Here is a 23,339-nt window from a genome sequence, read left to right as displayed (position 1 = left end):
AAAAGGGGAGCCGGAGCTCCCCTTCAAGCATCTACAAGAACCCGGAACCTTAGAACTTGTACTTCAGGTTCAGGTAGTACTGGCGGCCGATCGCGTCAAGCTTGCTCTGCTCCTGGTCGCTGTAACGATAATAGGCGCGGCGCACGTTGGTCAGGTTGGTCGCGTCGAAGGTCAGCGTCAGGTTGGACGTGATGTTGTAGCTGGCGTTGAAGGCCAGCGTGGTCACCGGCGCGGCCATGGTCGGCGCGGTCGGCATCAGGATGCCGGCCACGGTCGACAGGCCCTGGCTGTTCGCGGTCGGTGCCGGCGCCGTGCTGCCGCTCACGTACTCGCTGCGGTAGTTCGCCACCAGGCGCGTCGACACCGTGTTGTTCTCGTAGTAGAAGCCCAGGTTGGCGGCCCATTCCGAGGCGCCCACCATCGGACGGCCGTCGTCGACCTTGGTCTTGGCGCGGCTAAGGTTGCTGGTGAAGCCGAAGTCGGTCTTGCCGAAGGGCTGTTCGTAGCTCAGCTCGATGCCCTTGATGCGGGCGCCCTGCTGCGACGAGGTATTCACCGCATAGGTCTTGAGCGACTGCGAGGCCGAATCCCACAGGTCGATGGTGGTGCCGCCGCTGGTGCCGGTCTTGGCGTAGCCGTCGATGCGCGAATAGAACGCGTTAACGGCGACCAGCGAGCGGTTGGCGAAGTACCAGGCCCACGACAGGTCCAGGTTGTCGGCGGTGAGCGGCTTCAGGTCCGGGTTCGGACCGGTGACGCGGCAACCCTGGGCATCGCAGCCCGGGGTGCCGAAACCGGCGCCGACGATGTTGTAGTTCTGGCGTCCGATGGTGCGGCTGGCGCCGAAACGCACCAGCATGTCCTTGGTCACCTCGTAGCGCACGTTCAGGCTCGGCAGCCAGTTGTTGAAGCGGCGGTCGGTCTTGGTGATGTAATACATATTACCCGCCAACGGATTGAACTTCTCCTCGCCAGTCTGGCTGTCATAGTAGGACAGGGTCTCGCCGGTCGTGCTGATGGCGCCGGGATACTCGGCGCAGGGGATCGCCGGCTGGCCTGGCGCCGCGCGCTCGCATTTGCCCGGCGGGATCGGGGTCGGCACGTCGGCATTCACGCGGGTCTGCACGAAGCGCAGGCCGAAGTTGCCCGACCACTTGTCGTGCTCATAGTTGGCCTGTGCGTAGATCGCGCTCTGGCGCTCGCGCACGTGCAGTTCGGTGCCGATGCGGCGTTCGAACTGGTCGCTGGTCTCCTTGGTATTGGCGGCGAAATAGGCTTTCAGGTCCTCCGGGCGGAAGGTGTAACCGGTGTTGTCCCAGCCGGAAGGGCCGTTCAGGTCCTTGCCGAAGTCGGACGGCCAGGGAATGGTGCTGGTCGGGCCGGGCGTGGCGGCCAGGGACTTGTTGCGGTAGGACGGATAGCGGCGCTCGCTGTCGCGGTGGTGGTCAGAAAAGCGCAGGCCGCCCTCGATCGACTGGATCCAGCCCTTCTCCAGACGGTATTCGCCGTCCAGCTGGGCGCTGCGTTCCTTGTCGACCGACTTCAGGCCGGAGATGGTGCGCACCACCAGCTCGTCCGGCTTCTGGCCGGTGCCGTAGTACTTGACGTAGGGCGCGTCGTAGACCGAGCCCAGCGCGTACGAGACGCCGGTGCCGAAGCTGGCATAGGTCAGGCCCTGGTCGGCATCGGTCTTGCCGACGCCGCGCGTGGTCGACAGCAGGCCCTTGATCGTCAGATCCTGGTTGACGCGCCATTTGGCGTCGAGGTCGAGGAAGGAAGCGGTGGCGTTGGCGCCATCGCGGTAGAAGCCTTCGCTGTTGCCGATGTACTGGGGCGTGGTCCCGTCCGGGAACATGATGTCGGCGCTTTTGAGCACGCGCAGGGTGTCGCCATACATCGTGGTCTCGTTGACGATCACCGGGTTGCGGATCGAGGCGAACACCTGCTGGCCATTCGAGTTCGTGTTCGGCGCGGTGGCGCCGGTGGCACCATCCGCCAGCGATGCCTTACCCAGCAGCATGCTGTAGATCGCGCCGGCCTTCAGGCGGCCGTAGTTGTTGGTGTCCATCGACGAATGGAAGCCGGTCATGGTGACATCGATGTCCTGGTTCGGCTTGAACTGCAGCGACACCATGCCGCCCTTGCGGTCGCGCACGCCTTCGACGAACTCGGTGGCCATCGAGCCCGGCATGCGCACGCCGTTCAGGTCGGCGGCCTTGTAGCCGCTGCCCGCCAGCGATTCGTCGGTGATGCCCTTCATGGTGGCGGTGTTGATCGTGTCGTAGCCGCTGCTGGTGCCATAGGCCAGGCGCGAGGCCGAATCGCGGCGGATATAGCGCTTGTTGGCGAAGCCTTGTACGAAGAAGCCGAAGGTGTTGGCATCGTTCTTCCAGTTGACCAGGGCGTCCAGGTCGGGGGCGGTCTTGTTGGGCAGGGTCACGTAGGACGCGCCGACGCTGACCACACCCGAGATCTGTTCCTTGGCGGACAGCGGCTTGCGGGTGGAGACGTTGATGGTGCCGGCCAGGCCGCCGTCGACGATGTTGGCCTGCGAGGTCTTGTACACCTGGGCCTGGTTGATGACTGTGGACGGCAGCAGCGACAGGCTGGTCGAGCGGCTGGCCGACGGCTGGTCGCCGACATACCAGTCGGCGCCGGCAATTGCGTGGCCGTTGAACAGGATCATGGTCATGTCGGGGTTGGTACCGCGCAGCGCCACCTTTTCCGCTTCGTCGTAGTCGGTGCGCACCGCCACGCCGGCCAGGCGCTGCAGCGAGTCGGCCAGGTTCTTGTCCGGCATCTTGCCCACGTCTTCCGCCGTAATGACCTCGACGTTCGCCGCCGCATTCTTCTTCACGCTCAGCGACTTCGCCATCGAAGCGCGGATGCCGGTCACCTCGACGGTCTGCATGGTGGACGTACCGGTGGCGTCCTGGGCCAGCGCAGGCAGCGCTGCCACACCCAATGCCATTGCCACGGCGGCCGCGAGCGGCTTCTGATTCAACATTCTCACTCTCCTGTAGTTATCCGGGGACAGGTGTATCCCTGTCGCGCGCACAGTATTGACGATAGGGAAACTGTTTGGATAATGATTAGTGTTAACTAATCCATAACCGCAGGGAATGTTTAATGGCCGCCGAGAACGCCGGGTTATACTCGGCCGCATAATTTTCATTTTGCAAACGCGTTGCCGCCACGCTAGGGTGTGGTTTTGCGTTGCTAAAAAACCACGGAGACATCCAATGCGTACCGCCTGCCTGTTGTTCGCCGCCGCCCTCGCCGGCTGCGCCACCCCACCCGCCGCGCCGCCAGCGCCTTCCGCCAGCGCGGCATCCCAGCCACAGGCAGCGGCGCCGATCGAGAGCATCCTGCAAAAGCAGATCTACCAGATGAGTCCAGTTGAAGCGGGACGCTACGTGGCCTGGGTGCACCAGGCCGAACCCGACCTGCGCAAGCGCATCGCGGCGATCGGCCGCAAGAACATCGGCCAGCCCTACACCCTCAACCTGCTGGGTGAGTTCCCCTTCGAGGTGCATGACAATCTGCCGATGTTCAGCCTCGATCACAGCGACTGCGTGGTGTTTGCGGAACACACCTATGCCATGGCCTTATCGCAGTCGTGGGAAGAGTTCTTCTGGATGTTGCAGCGGATCCGCTACCGCGACGGCGTGATCGGCGTCGCCACGCGCAACCACTACACCGAGATGGACTGGAACGTGGCCAACCGCTGGCTGGTCACCGACATCAGCGCCGACCTGGCCGGTCCCGCCGGACCGGTGTATTCGATGACGGTCGATCGCGCCCGCTTCCTGAAGACCCGCCACCACACCGAGCGCAACATCCCGGTCGAATCCAGCCGCCAGGCTTACGTGGCCAAGGACCAGGTGGCGGCCATCGCCGGCCGGCTGCAGGAAGGCGACTTCGTGAACGTGATCTCGACCCGCGACGGCGAATACTGGGCTTCGCACGTCGGCCTGGTGGTACTGGGACCGAACGGCGAGCGTCACTTCCTGCATTCGTCCGAGCCGCAGGTGCGCGAGGAGACCTTCGAGTCCTTCATCGCCCGCGCCGCCGCGCGCGAGGAGCGCAACCGCAAGGAAGGCAAGAAGGGACAGGTGCTGGCCGGCTTCAAGTTCCTGCGCCTGAACGACAACATCGTGGTGCCGCCGATGGCACCGCAGCCGCGCCCCGGCAGCGGCGCCTGATCCCGTCTTCTCCCTCCTCTCCCTGCGGGCCGCTCGATGCGGCCCGCTGTCTTTTCAGCCCTGCCTTTCCGATTCCCGTCGATAAGCGGCACGGTCTATTTTTATGTCATCCGGAAATAAATTAATTTAGGAAATTAATTTCCCATTTCCAAATAAAGGGAGAAAGATTTAATTCCCTTATGCCGGTTGAGCATGGTCAAACCCATCAATCTTAGTGAATCGGATAATAAACTTACTCAGCAATAAGCAATCTAAACAGCGGCCATTTCTATTCCAGTCCAAATTATTTCCGCGAAATAAAAACCAAGAAATAGACAGACGCGCCGATTTAGCCTGGCGATATCCCCGAGAAAAAGATAACCCGCAACCACGCTGCCTTTCGAGATCATGCCAAAGCTAAATCAGGGCCTAGTCGGCCAGTTTTGCTCCAGGATGGTATCCCTGCACCGCAGGACCAAAATTGCCATGATGGTGACAGCCGACCTGATCGCGCTGCCATTCTGCTTTCTGGTGGCAATGCTGCTTCGTGGCGGCGATTTGAAACTCGCCTCCCATTTCGGCCCCGCCTCCTATGTATTGGTGGCAGTGGTCACGATCGCGGCTTTTTCGGTTTCCGATCTTTACCGCGCCGTTATTCGATTCATTGATCAGCGTCTATTGAGCGTGACGGGACTGGCGCTCGCCGTCGCCATTTTGTGCGCGTATATCGTGATGTTCGCGATTAACGAGGAACGATTCCCGCGCAGCGCATTGGCGATTTACTGGTTTATCGTCTTTTCCTATGTCGTTGCCTCTCGCGTGGGAATGCGCAATTTCCTGCGCAATCAAAATGCGACCCAACGCTGCGCCGCCGAAGTGGTTGCCATTTACGGCGCCAGCGAAGCCGGCGCGCTTCTGGCCCAGGCTATGCGCGGTAGCGATGAATACCGCCCGGTCTGCTTCTTCGACGAAAAGCACGCCTTGAGCGAGCGCAACGTCGCCGGACTGCGCGTCTTCCACACCGACCGCCTGGCCGAGATCGTGCAGACGATGTCGATCCGTTCCATCGTGCTGGCCCTGCCCTCGGTATCGCCGGAGCGCCTGCGCGACATCATGCAGCGCCTGGCCGTAGCCGGCGTCAGCACCAAGATCCTCAGCCGCCTGGTCGACCTGTCGGACGACAAAGTCTCGCCCCGCGAAACCATCCGCGAGCTGAAGTTCGAAGACCTGCTGGGCCGTCCGCCGGTGCCGCCGCGCGTCAACCTGTTCGCCCGCTGCGTGCGCGGCAAGACCGTGCTCGTGACCGGCGCCGGCGGTTCCATCGGCAGCGAGCTGTGTCGCCAGATCGTGACCGTCGCCCCCGCCCGCCTGCACCTGCTCGACCATTCGGAATTCGCCCTGTACACGATCCGCCAGGAGCTGGTCTCGCGCTTCCCCGACATCCCCATCGAAGCCCATCTCGGCTCGGTCTGCAACGCCGAACTGGTCGAGCGCATCCTGCGCGACGGCAAGGTCGACACCATCTACCACGCTGCCGCCTACAAGCACGTGCCGCTGGTGGAAGCCAACATCGTCGAAGGCCTGCGCAACAACGTGGTCGGCGCCCAGGTGATCGCCTCGCAAGCCGCCCGGCACCGGGTCGAGACCTGCGTACTGATCTCCAGCGACAAGGCGGTGCGCCCGACCAACATCATGGGCGCCAGCAAGCGCATCGCCGAACTGATTTTCCAGGCCGCCGCCGCCCGGCATGGCGCGCACACGACCTTCTGCATGGTCCGCTTCGGCAACGTGCTGGGTTCGTCCGGCTCGGTGATCCCGCTGTTCCAGCGCCAGATCGCCCGCGGCGGCCCGCTGACCATCACCCATCCCGAAGTCTCGCGCTACTTCATGCTGATACCCGAAGCCGCGCAGCTGGTGATCCAGGCCGGTGCCATGGCCAAGGGCGGCGACGTATTCGTGCTCGACATGGGTGAACCGGTGCGCATCGTCGACCTGGCGCGCACCATGATCGCCCTGCACGGCCTGACCGAGAAGAACGCGCAGAACCCGGCCGGCGACATCGAGATCCGCTACGTCGGCCTGTTCCCCGGCGAAAAACTGCACGAGGAGCTGCTGACCGACGGCGTGGTCTTCCCCAGCGACCACCCGCGCATCATGCGCATGAAGGAAAACGCCCTCCACCCGAGCGTGCTGGAAACCTTCATCACCTGCCTGATGATGGCTTGCGAGACCCACGAGCGCGCCATGATCGAGTCGATGGTCAAGGCCATCGTCACCGAATACACCCCGCAATTGGCACCGACCGCGCCGGCCCCGGCCCCGGTGCCCGAAGCACCACGGCTGGGCCTGATCAGAAAATTCGTGCCGTTCCGTATTTAAATCAACCCCTGTTTGACGAGGACACTCATGCGTGACGAAAGCAAACCGGCATATCTCGAACAGCTGACCGAGCGGCTGGACAAACGAACGGCCGTGATCGGCATCATCGGCCTCGGCTATGTCGGCCTGCCGCTGACCCTGCGTTATTCCGAGGCGGGGTTCCGCGTCCTCGGCATCGACATCGACGGCGCCAAGATCGAGCGCCTGAACCGTGGGGAAAGCTACATCAACCACATCAAGTCGGCCGACATCGCACGCGCCCGCGAACGCGGCTTCGAGGCCACCAGCGACTTCACCCGCGCCGGCGAACCGGATGCGCTGATCATCTGCGTGCCGACCCCGCTGAACGCCTACCGCGAGCCGGACCTGTCCTTCGTGCTCGACACCGCCGACGCCCTGCTGCCCTTCATGCGGCCCGGGCAGGTGCTGTCGCTGGAAAGCACCACCTATCCCGGCACCACCGACGAAGAACTCAAGCCGCGCCTGGAATCGCGCGGCTTCACGGTCGGCCGCGACGTCTTCCTGGTGTTCTCACCCGAGCGCGAAGACCCGGGCAATCCGAACTTCCACACCCGCACCATTCCGAAGGTCTGCGGCGGCGTCACCCCAGCCTGCCTGGAAGCCGGCATCGCCCTCTACAGCCCGGCGATCGACAAGGTGGTGCCGGTCAGCTCGACCCGCGCCGCCGAGCTGACCAAACTGCTCGAGAACATCCACCGTGCCGTCAACATCGGCCTGGTCAACGAAATGAAGATCATCGCCGACCGCATGGACATCGACATCCACGAGGTGATCCGCGCCGCCGCCACCAAGCCCTTCGGCTTCACACCCTATTACCCGGGTCCGGGCCTGGGCGGCCACTGTATCCCGATCGACCCCTTCTACCTGACCTGGAAGGCGCGCGAGTACGGTCTGCACACCCGCTTCATCGAACTGGCCGGTGAAATCAACAGCGACATGCCGCACTGGGTGGTCGGCAAGGTGACCGATGCGCTCAACCTGCGCGGCAAGTCGGTGATGGGCAGCCGCGTGCTGGTGCTGGGCATCGCCTACAAGAAGGATGTCGAGGACATGCGCGAGTCGCCCTCGGTCGAACTGATGGAGATCCTGCGCGACAAGGGCGCGGTGGTCGACTATGCCGACCCGCACGTTCCCAGCTTCCCGCGGATGCGCGAGCACTACTTCGACCTCAAGAGCGTCGAGCTGAACCCGCAGACCATCGCTTCCTACGACGTGGTACTGCTGGCAACCGCCCACAGCGGCTTCGACTACGAGCTGATCCGGCAGTACGCCACCCTGATCGTCGATACCCGCGGCGTCTACCCGACCGCACTGCCAAACGTCGTCAAAGCCTGAGGAACGCCACCATGCGCCACTATCCCGCCCCCATACAGGACCGCAAGATCCGCTTCGCCCTGGTCGGCTGCGGTCGCATCGCCAACAACCACTTCGAAGCGCTGCGCAAGCACCAGGACCGCGCCGAACTGGTCGGCGTGTGCGACGTCGATCCGCGTGCCCTCGACCGTGCCGTCGGCCTGACCGGCGCCGAAGGCTACACCAACCTGGACGAGATGCTGCGCAGGGTGGATGCCGACATCGTGGTGGTCACCACCCCTTCCGGCCTGCATCCCGAGCAGGCCATCCAGATCGCCGCCAGCGGACGCCACGTGATGACCGAAAAGCCGATGGCGACCCGCTGGGAAGACGGCAAGCGCATGGTGGCCGCCGCCGACGCCGCCGGCGTGCGCCTGTTTGTGGTCAAGCAGAACCGCCGCAACGCTACCTTGCAGCTGCTCAAGAACGCAGTCGACAAGAAGCGCTTCGGCCGCATCTACATGGTCAACCTGAACGTGTTCTGGACCCGTCCGCAGGAGTACTACCGCAGCGCGAAATGGCGCGGCACCTGGGAATTCGACGGCGGCGCCTTCATGAACCAGGCCAGCCACTACGTCGACCTGATCGACTGGATCGTCGGCCCGGTCGAGAGCCTGCAGGCCTATACCGCCACCCTGGCACGCGATATCGAGGTCGAAGACACCGGCGTGCTCAGCCTGCGCTGGCGCAACGGCGCCCTGGGCTCGATGAACGTCACCATGCTGACCTACCCGCGCAACCTGGAAGGCTCGATCACCATCCTGGGCGAGCACGGCACCGTGCGCATCGGCGGCGTGGCCGTGAACGAGATCCAGCAATGGGAATTCGCCACCCCCGACGCCGACGACGACAAGGTGCATGAGGCCAGCTACGAGACCACCTCGGTCTACGGCTTCGGCCACCCGCTCTACTACGACAACGTGATCAAGGTCCTGCGCGGCGAAGCCGAGCCGGAAACCGACGGCCGCGAGGGACTGAAGTCGCTCGAGGTGCTGATCGCGGCCTACAAGTCGGCGCGCGACGGCAAGCGCGTGGCCCTGCCGCTGGAGTACTGATCGTGAACGCTCCCCTCGACAGCAAGGATGTCCACGCCAGCGCCATCGTCGACGACGGCGCGGTGCTCGGCCCCGGCACCCGGGTCTGGCATTTCTCGCACGTCTGCGGCGGCGCCCGCATCGGCGCCGGCTGCTCGCTCGGCCAGAACGTCTTCGTGGGCAACGACGTCGTGATCGGCGACCGCGTCAAGATACAGAACAATGTCTCCGTCTACGACGCCGTCACACTTGAAGACGAGGTGTTCTGCGGACCCAGCATGGTATTCACCAACGTCTACAACCCGCGTTCCGGCATCGTCCGCAAGGACCAGTACCGGCGCACCCTGGTACGGCACGGCGCCAGCATCGGTGCCAACGCCACCATCGTCTGCGGCGTGACGATCGGCGCCTATGCCTTCATCGGCGCCGGCGCCGTGGTCAAGCACGACGTACCCGACTTCGCACTGATGGCCGGGGTGCCGGCGCGCCAGATCGGCTGGATCAGCCGCTTCGGCGAACGCCTGCCGCTGCGGCTGACGGGTAACGGCGAAGCCACCTGCCCGCATACCGGCGAAGTCTACCTGCTGATCGACGGTGTCTGCAGCCTCCTTCCTGCCCATACCCAACTTTGAACGGAGCGACCCGACATCATGGATTTCATCGACCTCAAGTCCCAGTACCAGGCATCGCGCGACCTGATCAACGGCCGCATCCAGGCAGTCCTCGACCATGGCCAGTACATCATGGGGCCCGAAGTCGGCGAGCTCGAAACACGGCTGGCCGAGTACACCGGGGCCAGCCACTGCATCACCGTGGCCTCCGGCACCGAGGCCCTGCTGATCGCACTGATGGCGCTGGGCGTGGGTCGCGGCGATGAAGTGATCACGACCCCGTTCACCTTCATCGCCACCGCCGAGGCCATCGTGCTGCTCGGGGCGACACCGGTCTTCGTCGACGTCGATCCCTACACCTGCAATATCGACCCGGCGCTGATCGAAGCGCGGATCACGCCGCGCACGCGGGCCATCATTCCGGTCTCGCTGTACGGCCAGCCGGCCGACATGGACGAGATCAACGCGATCGCCGAACGCCACGGCATCGCCGTCATCGAGGATGCCGCGCAAAGCTTCGGCGCCAGCTACCGCGGCCGCCAGAGCTGCAACCTGTCCAGGATGGGCTGCACCAGCTTCTTCCCCAGCAAGCCCCTGGGCTGCTACGGCGACGGCGGCGCCCTGTTCACCAGTGACGAGGAACTGGCGAAGGCGATGCGCGAGATCCGCGTGCATGGCCAGTCGAAGCGCTACGTGCATACCCGCATCGGCGTGGGCGGCCGCATGGATACCCTGCAATGCGCGGTGGTGCTCGCCAAGCTCGAACTGTTCGACTGGGAACTGCAGCAGCGCCAGCGCGCCGCCGCCACCTACGACAACCTGTTGTTCGGCAACGATGCCGGCCTGCGCCCGGTCGGCCGGCGCGAGGACCGCACCAGCGTGTATGCGCAATACACGGTCGTGCTGGAGCACCGCACCGACCTGCAGGCGGCACTGCAGGCAGCCCAGATCCCGACCGCGGTGCATTATCCGGTGCCGATCCACCGCCAGCCGGCCTACGCCCACCTCGATGCCGCGGCATCCTGCCCGGTCTCGGATGCGCTTGCCGGCAAGGTGATGAGCCTGCCGATGGGTCCCTACCTGTCCAACGCGGACATCCACGCCGTGTGCAGCACGCTGCTGCACGCCGCGCGCGAGACCCAGGCCGCGCATCTAGCCGCACCTGCGGACCTGACCGTATGAGTCTGCCGGGCTTCTGGAGACACGTCGGCACCGTCCTGGGCGGCGCGCTCGGGGCACAGGCCATGCCGCTGCTGGCCGCGCCCCTCATCACGCGCATGTGCACGCCCAGCGAAATGGGGGCGTTCTCGGTCTGGCTGGGCGTCGTCGCCGTCTCCGCCATCGCCGCCACCCTGCGGCTGGAAACGGCGATGATCCTCGATCACGAAGCCGAGCAGCAGCGGGTCTGTTTCAGCGTGGTGCTCTACACGGCCTCGGTCACCGCGGTACTGGTGTCGCTGGCAGCGATGATCGCCCATTCGCTCGACCTGCCTGCGCTGAGCCAGCAGTCCTGGCTGGCGCTCGCGGTCGTCGGCCTGGGCACCTGGTTGACGGCCTATACCCAGACTACGCTGGCCTATGCCACCTCGCACAAGGCCTTCGGCAAGGCGGCCCGCGCCAAGGTCTGGGGGGCGGCAACGATCGCGCTCAGCCAGCTGGTCCTGCTCTACTTCGGCGCCGGCGAATTCGGCCTGCTGCTCGGCCAGCTGATCGGCCTGGCCGCAGGGCTGCTGGCCGCCACCCTGCTGCTGCGCCCGCCGCGCCCCTACGTGTCCCTGCAGCTGGACGGCGCCGCCCGGGCCTACCTGGTCCGGCACCAGAAATTCTGGCGCTTCTCGCTGCCGTCGAATCTGCTCAACGCCCTGGTCAGCCAGATGCCGCTGTTCCTGATCGGCATGCGCCACGGCGCGCTGGCCGCGGGCCTGTATGCGTTGACCAACCGGGTGCTGGCCGCGCCGGTGTCGCTGCTGGCCGCCTCGGTGCTGGAAGTGTTCAAACGCGAATCGGTGCATGAATTCGAAACGCTCGGCAACTGCCGGCGCGCCTACCGCTACACCTTCAAGGCTCTGTCGCTGCTGGGCCTGGGCCCGGCGCTGCTGCTCCTGCTGTTTTCGCCGCAGCTGTTCGCCTTTGCCTTCGGCGAGAACTGGCGCCCGGCCGGCGAGCTGGCGCAGATCCTGGCCCCGCTATGTTTCCTGAACTTCATCGCCAGCCCGCTCAGCTACGTGTTTTTCGTGACCGGCCGGCAGAAGGTCGACCTGGTGTGGCAGGTTGCCCTGTTCCTGATGACCCTGTGCGCCTTCCTGGCGCCGGGCACGCTGCGCCAGAACGTGATGTGGTACACGATCGGCTATTCGATGCTCTACCTGGTGTACCTGCGCATGTCCTACCAATGCTCGCAGAACCAGCTGGCCGCGGCATGAGGGCAACAGCATGAGCACGAGCACCCACAAGCCCGGCACCAGCACGCGCGAACAGCTTCTGCTGAACTCGGCATTCTTCCTGCTGTTCCCCGGCTTCTTCTATTACCACACGCTGCTAGGCACCGGCACCACCGGCGCTTTCCTGGGCGGGTATTTCTCGCCCATCTCGATCGCCTACATGCTGCCGCTGCTGTTCCTCTATTACCGGCGCATGCGGCTCGATCCGCGCCGCCGCTCCGCGATCGACCTCCACTACGGCCTGTTCAACGCCTATTTCCTGGCCGTCATCATCGTCAACGCCGCGGCCGGCGCCAACCGCGCCATCATCGTCAACCACCTGGTGTGCATCCTGTTCATGGTGAATACCTTCATCATGTTCACCTTCATCGACTTCGAGCACCGCCAGTTCCGCCTGATGGCCTTCGCCAGCCTGGCGGCGATGTCGACGATCGCCTTCAGCTTTTCCGTGAACGGCGTGTTCTACCTGGGCGCCCTCGGCATCGCCCGCGACGCCGAAAGCCTGGCGACTTACCAGGGCTTCGCGCGCTCCTACCTGATGACCTTCCTGCCGCTGGCCGCCTATACCCGCTCGCTGCCGCTGCGCCTGGTCCTCTACGGCGTCGGCGCCGCCACCCTGTTCGTGAACACGGCCCGCAGCGAATTCGCCGCCCTGCTGTTCGCGATCCCGATCATCGAGTTCTACTTTTCGCGGCACAAGATGGTCTTCCTCGGCCTGGCCGTGGTGATCGGCATGTCGGTCTATGTCCACCTCGACGACATCATCGCCTCGCTGCCGGAAAGCCGGATCCTCGAGCTGGTCGATCTGTCGCATTCGACCTCGGCCAACAAGCGCCACCACCTGACCGTGTATGCGCGCCAGACCATCGCCGCCCATCCGATCCTGGGCGACTACGCCAGCTATGCGCCAGGCTATTACTCGCACAACGTGCTGTCGGCCTGGGTCGACCTGGGCCTGTTCGGCTTCCTCTATGTGCTGGCGATCACGATCGTTCCGGCCATCCCGATGTTCTTCAAGGAGTACCTGGCGGGCCGGCGGCGCCCGGAATTCATCCTCGGCTTTTCGCTGGCCTGCGTCACCGTCCTGTTGTTGATTTCATCCCACTTCTTCACCGACATGCTCATCGGCGCATCGCTCGGCGCTTACTCGCAATACCGGTTCGAGAGGAAATATGGCAAATATCGTCCACCTCACCTCAGCCCATCCCCGCTACGATACGAGGATCTTCGTCAAGCAGTGCCGCAGCCTGGCAGCTCGCGGGCATGAGGTCACGCTCGTCGTCGCGGACGGCCTGGGCGAGGAACGGGCCGACGGGGTGCGCATCGTCGACGTCGGCCGCTCCGGCGGGCGCCTGCAGCGGGTGCTGCGCACGACCGGCCGGGTGCTGCGCGCCGCGCTGACGCTCGACGCCGACGTCTATCAACTCCACGATCCGGAGCTGATTCCGGCCGGTCTGCGCCTGAAACGCCAGGGCCGCCAGGTGGTGTTCGATTCGCACGAGGACGTCCCGGCCCAGCTGCTGGCCAAGCCCTACCTGAACCGGTTCTCGCGACGTGCCCTGTCGACCGCTTTTGCCGCCTACGAGCGCCACGCCTGCCGGCGCTTCGACGGCCTGATCGCGGCCACACCCTTCATCCGCGAACGCCTGGCGGCGATCAACCCGAACACGGTCGACGTCAACAACTACCCGGTGCTGCAGGAATTCGAGACCGCGCCCGACTGGAACCGCAAGGCCATGGAAGTCTGCTACGTCGGCAGCATCTCCGCGATCCGCGGCATCCGCGAGCTGGTGCGCGCCTGCGAGCAGCTGCGTTCGCCCGCGCGTCTGTCGCTGGTCGGCGGCTTCTCCGAGCCGGCACTCGAGCGCGAAGTGGCCGGCTACCCCGGCTGGGCGCGGGTCGACGCCCACGGCCACCTCGACCGCGCAGGAGTGCAGCAGGCGATGGGACGGGCGATGGCCGGCCTGGTCACCTTGCATCCGGTCGTGAATTACCTGGATGCGCTGCCGGTCAAGATGTTCGAGTACATGGCGGCGGGGCTGCCCGTGATCGCTTCGCGCTTCCCGCTGTGGCAGGAGATCGTCGAAGGCAACGGCTGCGGCATCTGCGTCGACCCCATGGACCCGGCGGCGATTGCCGCGGCGATCGACCACTTCTGCCGCCATCCGCAGGAGGCGCGGCGCATAGGCGAGAACGGCCGGCGCGCGGTCCACACCCGCTACAACTGGCATGGCGAAGCCGACAAGCTGCTTGCCTTCCACGATCGAATCGCACGTTCAACACACCGCCTCGACCGACCATGAAAGCCCTCCAGCGCAATTTTCATACCCTGAGCAACACCCTGCGCGAGCTGCTGCGTATGCCCGTGGCACGCCTGCATTTCGATTCCCGCATCGATCCGGAGGATATCCCCAGGACCTACCGCTACTACACGCGGCGCCACCCGCGCTACAAAATCATCGGCAACAAGACCATGGGCGCGGCGCTGATCGATCTCGGCCGCTTCGAGGGGCCGCCCGGCTATCTCGAGCATATCCAGGGCAAGAACCGCGGCGCCTGGCATGCCAAGCGGGCCCGCGCGCGCGGCTATGTCTGCGCCGAAATCGAGCGTAACGAATATATCGATGCCATCCACGCGATCAATACCTCGCTCGAAGAGCGCCAGGGGCGGCCGATGGACCAGAAATACCGGGAGAAGGTCACCCATTTCGAGCGCCAGCCGCACTTCGATTACTACGGCGTGCTGAACGCCGAAGGTCAGCTGGTGGCCTATGCCAACATCGGCCACTACGGCAACTTCAGCGCCTTTTCACAGCTCATCGGCATCCGCAACAACGACGGCATCATGCACCTGCTGATGGTCGACATCGTCACCCGCCTGCTGGAGCAGAAGCGCGTGCGCTACGTCATGTACGACACCTTCTTCGGCGCCCAGCCCGGCCTGCAACAGTTCAAGCGCATCCTCGGTTACCAACCCTACCGCGTGAAGTACAGCCTGCAATGAAGACCCTGATCAACCGCTTGTATGCGGATTACCTGATGCCGTCGCGGATGGCGGAATACGAGGCGCTGCTGGTGAAGGCCGCACAGGCGGGCTACCGGCAGCTGTCGGTGCGCGCTTTCTACCGCGCGGTGCATGCCGGTACCGAGGTCGGCAAGGTACTGGTGCACCGCCACGACATCGACAGCGACCTGCGCACCGCCCGCAAGATGTTCGCCCTGGAGGTCAAGCACGGGGTGCAGGCCAGCTATTACTTCCGTCTCAGCACGCTCGACTACGGCTTCATGCGCGACATCGAAGCCGCCGGCGGCGAAGCCAGCTACCACTACGAGGAAGTCGCCACGTATGCCAAGCGCCACCGCCTGCGCCATGGCGAGGAGGTGCGCCAGCATTTCCCCGAGATACGCGAAATGTTCGTGCGCAATTTCACCCGCATCCGCGAACAGTTCGGCATGCAGATGGCGACCGTCGCCAGCCACGGCGACTTCGCCAACCGCAGGCTGAAGGTCATCAACCACGAACTGCTGCGCGACGAGCAGTTGCGGCGCCGCTGCGGCATCGAATGCGAATCCTACGATACCGAGCTGCTGCGCCACTTCGATCTGTACATCAGCGACCGTCCCTACCCGGTCTATTACTACCCGATGTCGCCGTTCGCGGCGCTGGGCCAGCATGAACGCATCTGCTTTCTGACCCATCCCGTGCAATGGGAAACCAACTGGCTGGAAAACACCCGCTGCAACATGGTGCGCCTGGCCGAGGAAGTAGCGTGGCACCGATGAACATCCTGCTGATCAACCACTACGCCGGTTCAGTGCGCCACGGCATGGAATACCGGCCCTACTACCTGGCGCGCGAATGGGTACGGCTGGGGCACCGGGTGACCATTGTCGCCTCGTCCGAGTCGCATATCCGCGCCCAGGCGCCGGACATGCACGGCGCGGCGCAGCGGCTGGAAACCATCGATGGCATCGACTACCTGTGGCTGGCCACCCCGCCCTACCGCGGCAACGGCCTGGCGCGCGTGCGCAACATGGCCGCCTTCGTCACCCGCCTTCATCGGGAAGGCGCCGCGCTGGCTGCCCGCATCCGGCCCGATGCCGTGATCGCCTCCAGCACCTATCCGCTCGACATCTGGCCGGCGCACCGGATCGCCCGCCTGGCCGGCGCGCGCCTGCTGTTCGAGGTGCACGACCTGTGGCCGCTGTCGCCGATGGAGCTGGGCGGCTACTCGCGCTGGCATCCCTTCATCATGCTGCTGCAGGCCGCCGAGAACTTCGCCTGCCGCCGCGCCGACGCCGTGGTGTCGATCCTGCCGCGGGTGCGCGAACACCTGGAAGCCCACGGCATGGCGCCGGCCAAGCTGCACCTGGTGCCGAACGGGGTCGACCCGGCCGAATGGGAAGGCGCACTGCAGATCCTGCCTCTCGGGCTGGATGCGCGCCTGGCGGAACTGCGCCGGCAGGACAAGTTCGTGGTCGGCTACGCCGGCACCCACGGCATCTCGAATGCGCTCGACACGCTGATCGAAGCGGCGGCGCTCCTGCGTGGCAAGCCGGTCGCATTCGTGCTGGTCGGCGGCGGTCCGGACAAGTCTGCGCTGATGCGACAGGCGGCCGCGCTCGGCCTCGACAACGTCCACTTCTTCGACCCGATCCCGAAAGCCCAGGTCCCGGCGCTGCTGGCCCGCATCGACCTTGCGTACATCGGCTGGCAGCGCCAGCCCCTGTACCGCTTCGGCATCTCGCCGAACAAGCTGATCGACTACATGATGGCGGCGCGCCCCATCCTGCATGCCGTCGAGGCCGGCAACGATCCGGTGGCCGAAGCCGGCTGCGGCCTGACCGTCGCGCCCGAAGACCCGCAAGCGGTCGCGGACGGCGTGCTGTCCCTGCTCGCGCTGAACGCACAGGAACGCGCCGCGCTCGGCGAGCGCGGCCGCCGCTTTGCCCTTGCCAATCATACCTACCCCGTCCTCGGACGCCGCTTCCTGAATGCATTTGCTGGAGAACCTAGCCATGGCTGACCAACTCTGTTCCGATCTCGCCACTGCCGATCTCGCCACTGCCGAGGCTGCGACTGCCCATCCGGCAATCGCCGATGCCGCGCCCGCCCCTTTCCTGCCTTTCGCGCTGCCCGACATCGACGATGCCGAGATCGAGGCCGTGGTCGCCTGCCTGCGCTCGGGCTGGGTCACGACCGGGCCGGCGACGCGCCAGTTCGAACAGGATTTCAAGCACTACCTGGGCGGCGAAGTCGAGACCATTTCGGTGAATTCGGCCACCGCCGGCCTGCACCTGGCGCTGGAAAGCCTGGGCATCGGTCCCGGCGACGAGGTGATCGTGCCGACCCTGACCTTCACCGCCACCGCGGAGGTGGTGCGCTACCTCGGCGCCACGCCCGTGTTCGTGGACGTGGAAGCTCGCTGCATGAACCTGTCGGTGGACGCGGTCGAGGCCGCGATCACGCCGCGCACGCGCGCCGTGATCCCGGTCCACTACGCCGGCCTGGCCTGCGACATGGACGCGCTGCTCGCGCTCGCCCGGCGCCACGGCCTGCGCGTGGTCGAGGATGCGGCGCACGCCTTCCCGACCCGCTACAAGGGCCGCCTGGTGGGCACCCTCGACAGCGATATCACCGTGTTCAGCTTTTACGCGAACAAGACCATGACCACCGGCGAAGGCGGCATGGTGGTCACGCGCGACGCCGAGCTGGCGCGCCGCATCCGCCTGATGCGCCTGCACGGCATCAGCCAGGACGCCTTCAACCGCTACGTCTCGCGCACGCCGGCCTGGTACTACGAGGTCGTGGCGGCCGGCTTCAAGTACAACCTGACCGACATCGCGTCCAGCATCGGCGTCCAGCAGCTGCGCAAGATCGACCGCTTCTGGCAGCGCCGCGAACACCTGGCACGGCGCTACCACGAAGGCCTGGCCGGCCTGCCGCTGCAGTTGCCGCCGGTCGCCGACACGGCCGCCGGCAGCACCCATGCCTGGCATTTGTATGTGGTGCGCCTGGCGCCGGAAGCCGGGGTCACGCGCGACGAGCTGATCCTGCAGCTGTCGCAGCGCGGCATCGGCACCAGCGTCCACTTCATTCCGCTGCACCGCCAGCCGGTCTGGCGCGATGCCTGCGCGCTGACGCCCGCGCAGTTTCCGGTGGCGGAAGCCTGCTTCGAGGGCATCCTGAGCCTGCCGCTGTACACGAAGATGCGCGATGCCGACCAGGACCGCGTCATCGCCAACCTGCGCGAGCTGCTGGCATGAGCGGCAGCGTCGCCAAGCGCCTGTTCGACGTGCTGGCGGCCGGCGCCGGGCTGCTGGTGCTGGCGCCGCTGCTGCTCGCGGTGGCGCTGTGGATCAAGCTCGATTCGACGGGCCCGGCGCTGTTCCGCCAGGTCCGGATCGGCCGCCACGGCGTGCCCTTCGAGATCTATAAGTTCCGCACCATGGTCGACCGCCCGGACGGCGGCCGCCGGGGTGCAGGACCACAGCTTACCGTCGGGCAGGATCCGCGCGTGACCCGCGCCGGGCGCTTCCTGCGCCACTACAAGCTCGACGAATTGCCGCAGCTGCTGAACGTGCTCGAAGGAAGCATGAGCCTGGTCGGGCCGCGTCCCGAAGTGCCGCGCTACGTCGAGTGCTATCCGCCCGCCGCGCGCAGCGCCGTGCTGTCGGTCCGGCCCGGCATCACCGACCTTGCGGCCATCCTGTACAAGGACGAGAGCGCGATCCTCGGCCAGGCGCGCGACCCCGAGCGCGCCTATGTCGAGACCATCCTGCCGGTCAAGCTCGAGTACTACCAGCGCTACGTGCGCGAGCGCTCGTTCTGGTTGGACCTGCGGATCATCTTCCGCACCCTGGCGGCGATCGTCCGATGAGGATGCCATGGACTGGTCCCAGCTCCTCCACCTGGGCGACCTGTCGCTCACCCTGCCGGCGGGCAGTGCGATCGCGGCCTGGCTGCTGGCCGCCAAGGCCTGGCGCGCGGCCTTCGGCTGGACCCTGGTGTTCGCGCTCGCACTGGCACTGGTCGCGGCCACCAAGATCGCCTTCCTCGGCTGGGCGACCCGCCTGCCGGCCCTCGACTACAAGGCCGTCAGCGGCCATGCTGCCAGCTTCACCACAGTCTTTCCGACGCTGACCTTCCTGCTGCTGCGCGCAAGCACCACCACGGTGCGCCTGAGCGCCACCGCCGCATCGCTGGCGCTCGGGGCGATGGTGGCCGCGGCCCTGGTCCACGCGGGTGAACACACCGCCGCCGAGGCGATTGCCGGCTGGCTCATCGGCGCGGGCGCCTCCGTGTGCGCCATCCACCTTGCCGGCGACGTCGCCGCGCCGCCCACGGGCCGGGCGATCGTCTGCTGCGCCCTGGCCTGGGCCGCCGTCGCCTGGGCCCTGGAAATGGCGCCGCTGGGTTACTGGATGATCAAGGTGGCCCTGGCCCTGTCCGGCAATGCCCACCCTACCCCCTGGGACCATTGCGGCTAGCGCATTCACGTTTTTTCAACTCCTTACTCCGGGAGACATCATGAGCAGCACCATCCTTCCCAAGATCCAGTGGCAGCGACAGAGCCAGCTGGACAGCAAGTCCGTCCATTCGCTGCTGATCTCGCTGATGCGGGGCCTGGCGGCGCTCCAGGTCGCCGCGGCGCACCTGCGTTCCGAAATGTTCCCCGGCTTGAAAGGCATGGTCGATCCGCCGCTGTACTACCAGCTGCTGGCCTTCGCCACCGGCTTCGCCCACCAGGCCGTGGTCGTGTTCTTCCTGATCAGCGGCTGGCTGGTCGGCGGCAGCCTGTTGAACCGGATCGGCCAGCCCGGCGCCATCCTGTCGTACGCGATCGACCGCGCCACCCGCCTGTGGACGGTGCTGGTACCGGCGCTCTGCTTCATGCTGGCGGTCGGCATCCTCATCAACGACGCCGATCCGGCGAAGGCCGACTTTGCGGCGGCCAACGAATACTCGGCGGCCAGTTTCGCCGGCAATCTACTCGGCCTGCAGACCGTGCTCGTCAAGAACTTCGGCGGCAACTACGCGCTATGGAGTCTGGCCAACGAAACCTGGTACTACATCCAGTTCCCCCTGCTGCTGTTCGTCTTCATGGGCCGCAGCCGACTGGGCCAGCTGGCCGCGGCCAGCGCACTGGTGCTGATGGCCGGTGCCCTGCCCGAGACGATCACCCTGTACTTCGCGCTATGGCTGCTGGGCGCGCTGTTCTCGCGCGTGCGCATCGAATGCAGCAACAGCCTGCGCGTGGTCCTGATGCTCACCGGCTTCTCGTTCTCGGTGTATTTCCGCATTCACGGCAGCAACGACGACCTGACTTTCGACTCCTTCCTGCAGGATCTCGTGTACAGCCTGCCTCTGCTGATCATCCTGTCCTCGCTGCAGCGTCCGCTATTGCTGCGCTCCTCCTTCAACCAGGGTCTGGCGAAGCTGGCGCACTGGCTGTCCGAATTTTCGTTCACGCTGTACGTGATCCACATCCCGACGATCAAGCTCCTGCGCTACCTGGGCCAGGAGCAATTCGGCCGCAGCCGCCTCGCCGTCGACGCACCGCTGGACTACGTAATCTACGCCGGCATGCTGCTGGCGCTGCTGGGAACCGCCTACCTGTCGTATCGCCTGTTCGAAGCCCACACCTTCCGCCTACGCCGGGCCATCAAGAACGCCGTGCAGCCGCAGCGTCACCGTCCCGCCATCGTTTCCGCTTCGGCTGAATAAGCCGGGCCGGCGTGTCCGTATCGAAGGTCGGACACGCCGGTTTTGTCTCGCCGCCTGCCTTCGCTTCCCTGCCCTCGCTCCCCTGCCCTCGCCCCTGCCTCGCCAGCGCCCGCGATCGAAGCCCGCCAGCCTGCTCAGGCGTCGATAGGCCGCTTTCCAGAATCTCGCCCACCTTCGACGAGCACCATACGGTTCCGCCGAGCTGACAGCAATCTTGCGCCCCACGACTGGGCACAAAAAAAGCCGGCCTGTGTCCAGACCGGCTTTGTGCCAGAAGACTGCGCGCGATATTCAGCTTGCCGAGAAGCCGATCTGGCCCGCGGCACCGAAACGATTGTAGGCGCCGTAGGTGCCCAAGCGCGGTGCCATGTCGTTGAACAGCACGCCCTGCGGCGAGATGCCGGCGTGGTTCAGGCGCTTGATCGACTCGTTGACTTCCGACTCGTTGGTGCGTCCCGACCGGGCGACGATGAAGACGGCGCCGGCGTGCGCACCGATGATCAGGGCGTCGGCGACGGCCAGCAGCGGCGGCGGGTCGATCAGCACCAGGTCGTAATGGGCGCTGACCTGCTCGAGCAGGCTGCCGAAGTTCAGGTGCAGCAGGAATTCCGAGCGGTTCGGCGGCAATTCGCCGGTCGGCACGAAATCGAGGTTCTCGACCACGTCGTGACGGATGACTTCGTCGACACGCTTCTTGCCCAGAATGGCATCCGAGAGACCGCGCTCGCGCTTGACGCTGAAATAGCGGTGCAGCTGGCCGTTGCGCATGTCGGCATCGATCAGCAGCACCCGCTTGCCGCTGGCCGCCATGACGGCGGCGAAGTTGGCCGATACGAAGGACTTGCCGAGGCCATGGGTCGGCCCGGCGAACATCACGATGTTGTTGCGGAAGTGCGGCATGGCGAACTGCAATGCAGCGCGGAAGCTGCGCAGGCTCTCGACCGCAGCGTCTTCGGGAATGATCCGGGCCAGCAGCGGCAGCGCGCCGCCATCGCCCTTGGCCTTGCGCATCAACTTGTCCTGGTTGCTGCTGTGCGGGATGGTCGCGTAGACCACGCGGGCGCGCAGCAGGCGCTCGATCTTCTGCGGATCGTCGATGCCGCCCATCATGGCCTTGCGTGCGAAGGCGATCAGGGTGCCGAGGAACAGGCCAGTGACGACGGCCAGCGCGACGATCAGCGGGCGGTTCGGCTTGAGCGGTTTTTCCGGCGGCACCGGCGCATCGACCATGCGCACGTTGCTCACGCGTCCGACGGAAATCAGGCGCAGCTGCTGGGCCGTGTTCGACAGCGCCGTGTACAGGTCGGTGTTGACCTTGATGTCGCGCGTCAGCCGTGCTTCGTCCTGCTCCAGCACGGGCAACGACTTGATGCGGGCGTTGACCTCGTCGATCTCGGCCTCCACCTCCTTGCGCTGGCGGTTGATGGCCGCGACGATCGGGTGGTCTTCCGTAAAGCGCGCCAAGAGTTCCGTCTTCTTCTGGATCAGGTCGATGCGGCGGGCGCGGGCGGCGGCGGCCTGCGCCAGGCTCATGCGGGCCTCTTCCTGCAGATCGACAGTGCCGTGCTCGTTGCGGAACTGGTTGTAGCGGTCCTCGGCCTGCTCGAGCTGGCGTTTCAGGATCGGCAGTTGCTGGTTCAGGAAGGCCAGCGACTTTTCCGCTTCCTCGGTCTTGCGCGCCAGGTTCTGGCGCATGTATTCGCGGCCGATCTCGCTGAGCAGCGTATGCGTGCGGCGCGCGTTCTCGCCCTGCAGCTTGACTTCGATCACGCCGGACTGCTTGCCCTGCTCGGTAATGACGAGCGCGGTCTGGATCGCCTGGATCATGGCCACGCGCGAGATACGGCGCAGGCGGAAGCGCGCACCGGCATTCGCCATCATGCGGTCGACTTTCAGTTCGATCACACCCTCCGGCGTCGGCACGCGGTAGCGCAGGCCGACGTTGCCGTCGAAGACAATGCGCTGGCCGCCGCCGGAAAAGCGGTAGCGGTTATTGCCGAGCGCGGTGAGCGCGAACTCGCGCCCCAGCCAGGCGTCGGGTACCTCGAACACGGACACCTCGGCCTTCTCGGCACCCCAGACATAGCCGCCGTAGCCGAACAGGCCCGGCTCGGACAAGGTATTGCCATTCTGGTTGGCGAACCAGAAGCCGGCGATGGGAAAGTACTTCGGCTGCACCTCGATGTAGAGTTGAAGGTTGTCGACCGCGCGCGAGACCACCATGCGCGAGCGCAGCAGCTCCATTTCGGCGATGGCCGCCTTCTTGGTCTCGAACAGCGAGGACGCCTCGCTCAGGATGTTTTTCGACGCGTTCGGGCTTTCCTCCTCCACGTGGATCATCAGGTTGGCCTCGAACACCGGCATGGCGACCAGGGCGTAGAGCACCGCGACCAGAGTGATGAAGGCGGTGATCCCGCCAATCAGCCAGCGGTTGTCGTAGAGGGTATGCAGATAGCCTTTGAGGTCGAAGACGGGTTCTTCGGCCGCAGCGCCGACCGCACCCGGGTCGAAGGGTACGCTGACGATGGGCAGCGTGCGGACGACGGGAGTCAGGGGATGCGGCTCACCAGGGGTGCTCATGGACGTGC

18 protein-coding genes are annotated in these 23,339 nt (G+C 65.5%); 16 read left to right on the top strand and 2 right to left on the bottom strand.

Annotation, left to right across the window (positions count from 1 at the left end):
- Positions 1-49: 49 nt before the first annotated feature.
- Positions 50-3,007 carry a TonB-dependent receptor gene (locus tag NX782_RS23290; protein ID WP_258847884.1) on the bottom strand — a complete coding sequence of 986 codons (2,958 nt, stop codon included), beginning with the start codon at positions 3,005-3,007 and terminating at the stop codon, positions 50-52.
- Positions 3,008-3,242: 235 nt separating this feature from the next.
- On the opposite strand from NX782_RS23290, the gene NX782_RS23285 reads away from it, so the two are divergent.
- From NX782_RS23285 to NX782_RS23210, 16 genes are all read left to right on the top strand, one after another.
- Positions 3,243-4,205, top strand: coding sequence for an N-acetylmuramoyl-L-alanine amidase-like domain-containing protein (locus NX782_RS23285; protein ID WP_258847882.1), 963 nt, complete (start codon positions 3,243-3,245; stop codon positions 4,203-4,205).
- 387 nt (positions 4,206-4,592) lie between these two features.
- Positions 4,593-6,563: a polysaccharide biosynthesis protein gene (locus NX782_RS23280; protein ID WP_308633095.1), complete on the top strand. Its 1,971-nt coding sequence runs from the start codon at positions 4,593-4,595 to the stop codon at positions 6,561-6,563.
- A 27-nt stretch (positions 6,564-6,590) separates the two neighbouring features.
- On the top strand, positions 6,591-7,919 hold the full coding sequence (locus NX782_RS23275) for a nucleotide sugar dehydrogenase (RefSeq protein WP_258847880.1): 1,329 nt from the start codon (positions 6,591-6,593) through the stop codon (positions 7,917-7,919).
- 11 nt (positions 7,920-7,930) lie between these two features.
- A complete protein-coding gene (locus NX782_RS23270) occupies positions 7,931-8,992 on the top strand; it encodes a Gfo/Idh/MocA family protein (protein ID WP_258847879.1) in 1,062 nt (353 codons plus the stop codon).
- 2 nt (positions 8,993-8,994) lie between these two features.
- Positions 8,995-9,603, top strand: a complete 609-nt coding sequence (locus tag NX782_RS23265) for an acyltransferase (protein WP_258847878.1) — start codon at positions 8,995-8,997, stop codon at positions 9,601-9,603.
- A gap of 18 nt (positions 9,604-9,621) precedes the next feature.
- Positions 9,622-10,764 (top strand): DegT/DnrJ/EryC1/StrS family aminotransferase, encoded by a 1,143-nt coding sequence (locus NX782_RS23260; protein WP_258847877.1) that lies wholly within the window; start codon positions 9,622-9,624, stop codon positions 10,762-10,764.
- Positions 10,761-12,005, top strand: coding sequence for a lipopolysaccharide biosynthesis protein (locus tag NX782_RS23255; RefSeq protein ID WP_258847876.1), 1,245 nt, complete (start codon positions 10,761-10,763; stop codon positions 12,003-12,005). Before NX782_RS23260 ends, NX782_RS23255 begins: the two co-directional genes overlap by 4 nt.
- 10 nt (positions 12,006-12,015) lie before the next feature.
- Positions 12,016-13,290, top strand: coding sequence for a hypothetical protein (locus tag NX782_RS23250; protein ID WP_258847875.1), 1,275 nt, complete (start codon positions 12,016-12,018; stop codon positions 13,288-13,290).
- Positions 13,196-14,326 (top strand): glycosyltransferase family 4 protein, encoded by a 1,131-nt coding sequence (locus NX782_RS23245; RefSeq protein ID WP_258847874.1) that lies wholly within the window; start codon positions 13,196-13,198, stop codon positions 14,324-14,326. Before NX782_RS23250 ends, NX782_RS23245 begins: the two co-directional genes overlap by 95 nt.
- Positions 14,323-15,027 carry a hypothetical protein gene (locus NX782_RS23240; protein ID WP_258847873.1) on the top strand — a complete coding sequence of 235 codons (705 nt, stop codon included), beginning with the start codon at positions 14,323-14,325 and terminating at the stop codon, positions 15,025-15,027. Before NX782_RS23245 ends, NX782_RS23240 begins: the two co-directional genes overlap by 4 nt.
- Positions 15,024-15,806, top strand: coding sequence for a polysaccharide deacetylase family protein (locus NX782_RS23235; RefSeq protein WP_258847872.1), 783 nt, complete (start codon positions 15,024-15,026; stop codon positions 15,804-15,806). Before NX782_RS23240 ends, NX782_RS23235 begins: the two co-directional genes overlap by 4 nt.
- Positions 15,803-17,050 carry a glycosyltransferase family 4 protein gene (locus NX782_RS23230; protein ID WP_258847886.1) on the top strand — a complete coding sequence of 416 codons (1,248 nt, stop codon included), beginning with the start codon at positions 15,803-15,805 and terminating at the stop codon, positions 17,048-17,050. The genes NX782_RS23235 and NX782_RS23230 overlap by 4 nt, the downstream gene beginning before the upstream one ends.
- Complete coding sequence (locus tag NX782_RS23225; RefSeq protein WP_258847871.1) at positions 17,043-18,290, top strand: DegT/DnrJ/EryC1/StrS family aminotransferase; 1,248 nt, start codon at positions 17,043-17,045, stop codon at positions 18,288-18,290. The genes NX782_RS23230 and NX782_RS23225 overlap by 8 nt, the downstream gene beginning before the upstream one ends.
- Positions 18,287-18,904: a sugar transferase gene (locus NX782_RS23220; protein WP_258847870.1), complete on the top strand. Its 618-nt coding sequence runs from the start codon at positions 18,287-18,289 to the stop codon at positions 18,902-18,904. Before NX782_RS23225 ends, NX782_RS23220 begins: the two co-directional genes overlap by 4 nt.
- 7 nt (positions 18,905-18,911) lie before the next feature.
- Positions 18,912-19,514 (top strand): hypothetical protein, encoded by a 603-nt coding sequence (locus NX782_RS23215; RefSeq protein ID WP_258847869.1) that lies wholly within the window; start codon positions 18,912-18,914, stop codon positions 19,512-19,514.
- 40 nt (positions 19,515-19,554) lie between these two features.
- A complete protein-coding gene (locus NX782_RS23210) occupies positions 19,555-20,751 on the top strand; it encodes an acyltransferase family protein (protein ID WP_258847868.1) in 1,197 nt (398 codons plus the stop codon).
- Positions 20,752-21,042: 291 nt separating this feature from the next.
- Here the strand turns inward: NX782_RS23210 and NX782_RS23205 are convergent, their stop codons facing one another.
- Positions 21,043-23,331: a polysaccharide biosynthesis tyrosine autokinase gene (locus tag NX782_RS23205; RefSeq protein WP_258847867.1), complete on the bottom strand. Its 2,289-nt coding sequence runs from the start codon at positions 23,329-23,331 to the stop codon at positions 21,043-21,045.
- Positions 23,332-23,339: the final 8 nt, after the last annotated feature.

Source organism: Massilia norwichensis (assembly GCF_024753245.1).
GTDB lineage: Bacteria > Pseudomonadota > Gammaproteobacteria > Burkholderiales > Burkholderiaceae_D > Telluria > Telluria norwichensis.
The sequence above is the reverse complement of the archived record's forward strand: the minus strand, read 5'-3'. Positions and strand labels throughout refer to the sequence as shown.

Bases quoted from the DNA above. Each gene is read 5' to 3' on its own strand.
- NX782_RS23290 (WP_258847884.1), bottom strand. From the start codon at position 3,007: ATGTTGAATCAGAAGCCGCTCGCGGCCGCCGTGGCAATGGCATTGGGT.
- NX782_RS23285 (WP_258847882.1), top strand. From the start codon at position 3,243: ATGCGTACCGCCTGCCTGTTGTTCGCCGCCGCCCTCGCCGGCTGCGCC.
- NX782_RS23280 (WP_308633095.1), top strand. From the start codon at position 4,593: ATGCCAAAGCTAAATCAGGGCCTAGTCGGCCAGTTTTGCTCCAGGATG.
- NX782_RS23275 (WP_258847880.1), top strand. From the start codon at position 6,591: ATGCGTGACGAAAGCAAACCGGCATATCTCGAACAGCTGACCGAGCGG.
- NX782_RS23270 (WP_258847879.1), top strand. From the start codon at position 7,931: ATGCGCCACTATCCCGCCCCCATACAGGACCGCAAGATCCGCTTCGCC.
- NX782_RS23260 (WP_258847877.1), top strand. From the start codon at position 9,622: ATGGATTTCATCGACCTCAAGTCCCAGTACCAGGCATCGCGCGACCTG.
- NX782_RS23255 (WP_258847876.1), top strand. From the start codon at position 10,761: ATGAGTCTGCCGGGCTTCTGGAGACACGTCGGCACCGTCCTGGGCGGC.
- NX782_RS23250 (WP_258847875.1), top strand. From the start codon at position 12,016: ATGAGCACGAGCACCCACAAGCCCGGCACCAGCACGCGCGAACAGCTT.
- NX782_RS23245 (WP_258847874.1), top strand. From the start codon at position 13,196: ATGGCAAATATCGTCCACCTCACCTCAGCCCATCCCCGCTACGATACG.
- NX782_RS23240 (WP_258847873.1), top strand. From the start codon at position 14,323: ATGAAAGCCCTCCAGCGCAATTTTCATACCCTGAGCAACACCCTGCGC.
- NX782_RS23235 (WP_258847872.1), top strand. From the start codon at position 15,024: ATGAAGACCCTGATCAACCGCTTGTATGCGGATTACCTGATGCCGTCG.
- NX782_RS23230 (WP_258847886.1), top strand. From the start codon at position 15,803: ATGAACATCCTGCTGATCAACCACTACGCCGGTTCAGTGCGCCACGGC.
- NX782_RS23225 (WP_258847871.1), top strand. From the start codon at position 17,043: ATGGCTGACCAACTCTGTTCCGATCTCGCCACTGCCGATCTCGCCACT.
- NX782_RS23220 (WP_258847870.1), top strand. From the start codon at position 18,287: ATGAGCGGCAGCGTCGCCAAGCGCCTGTTCGACGTGCTGGCGGCCGGC.
- NX782_RS23215 (WP_258847869.1), top strand. From the start codon at position 18,912: ATGGACTGGTCCCAGCTCCTCCACCTGGGCGACCTGTCGCTCACCCTG.
- NX782_RS23210 (WP_258847868.1), top strand. From the start codon at position 19,555: ATGAGCAGCACCATCCTTCCCAAGATCCAGTGGCAGCGACAGAGCCAG.
- NX782_RS23205 (WP_258847867.1), bottom strand. From the start codon at position 23,331: ATGAGCACCCCTGGTGAGCCGCATCCCCTGACTCCCGTCGTCCGCACG.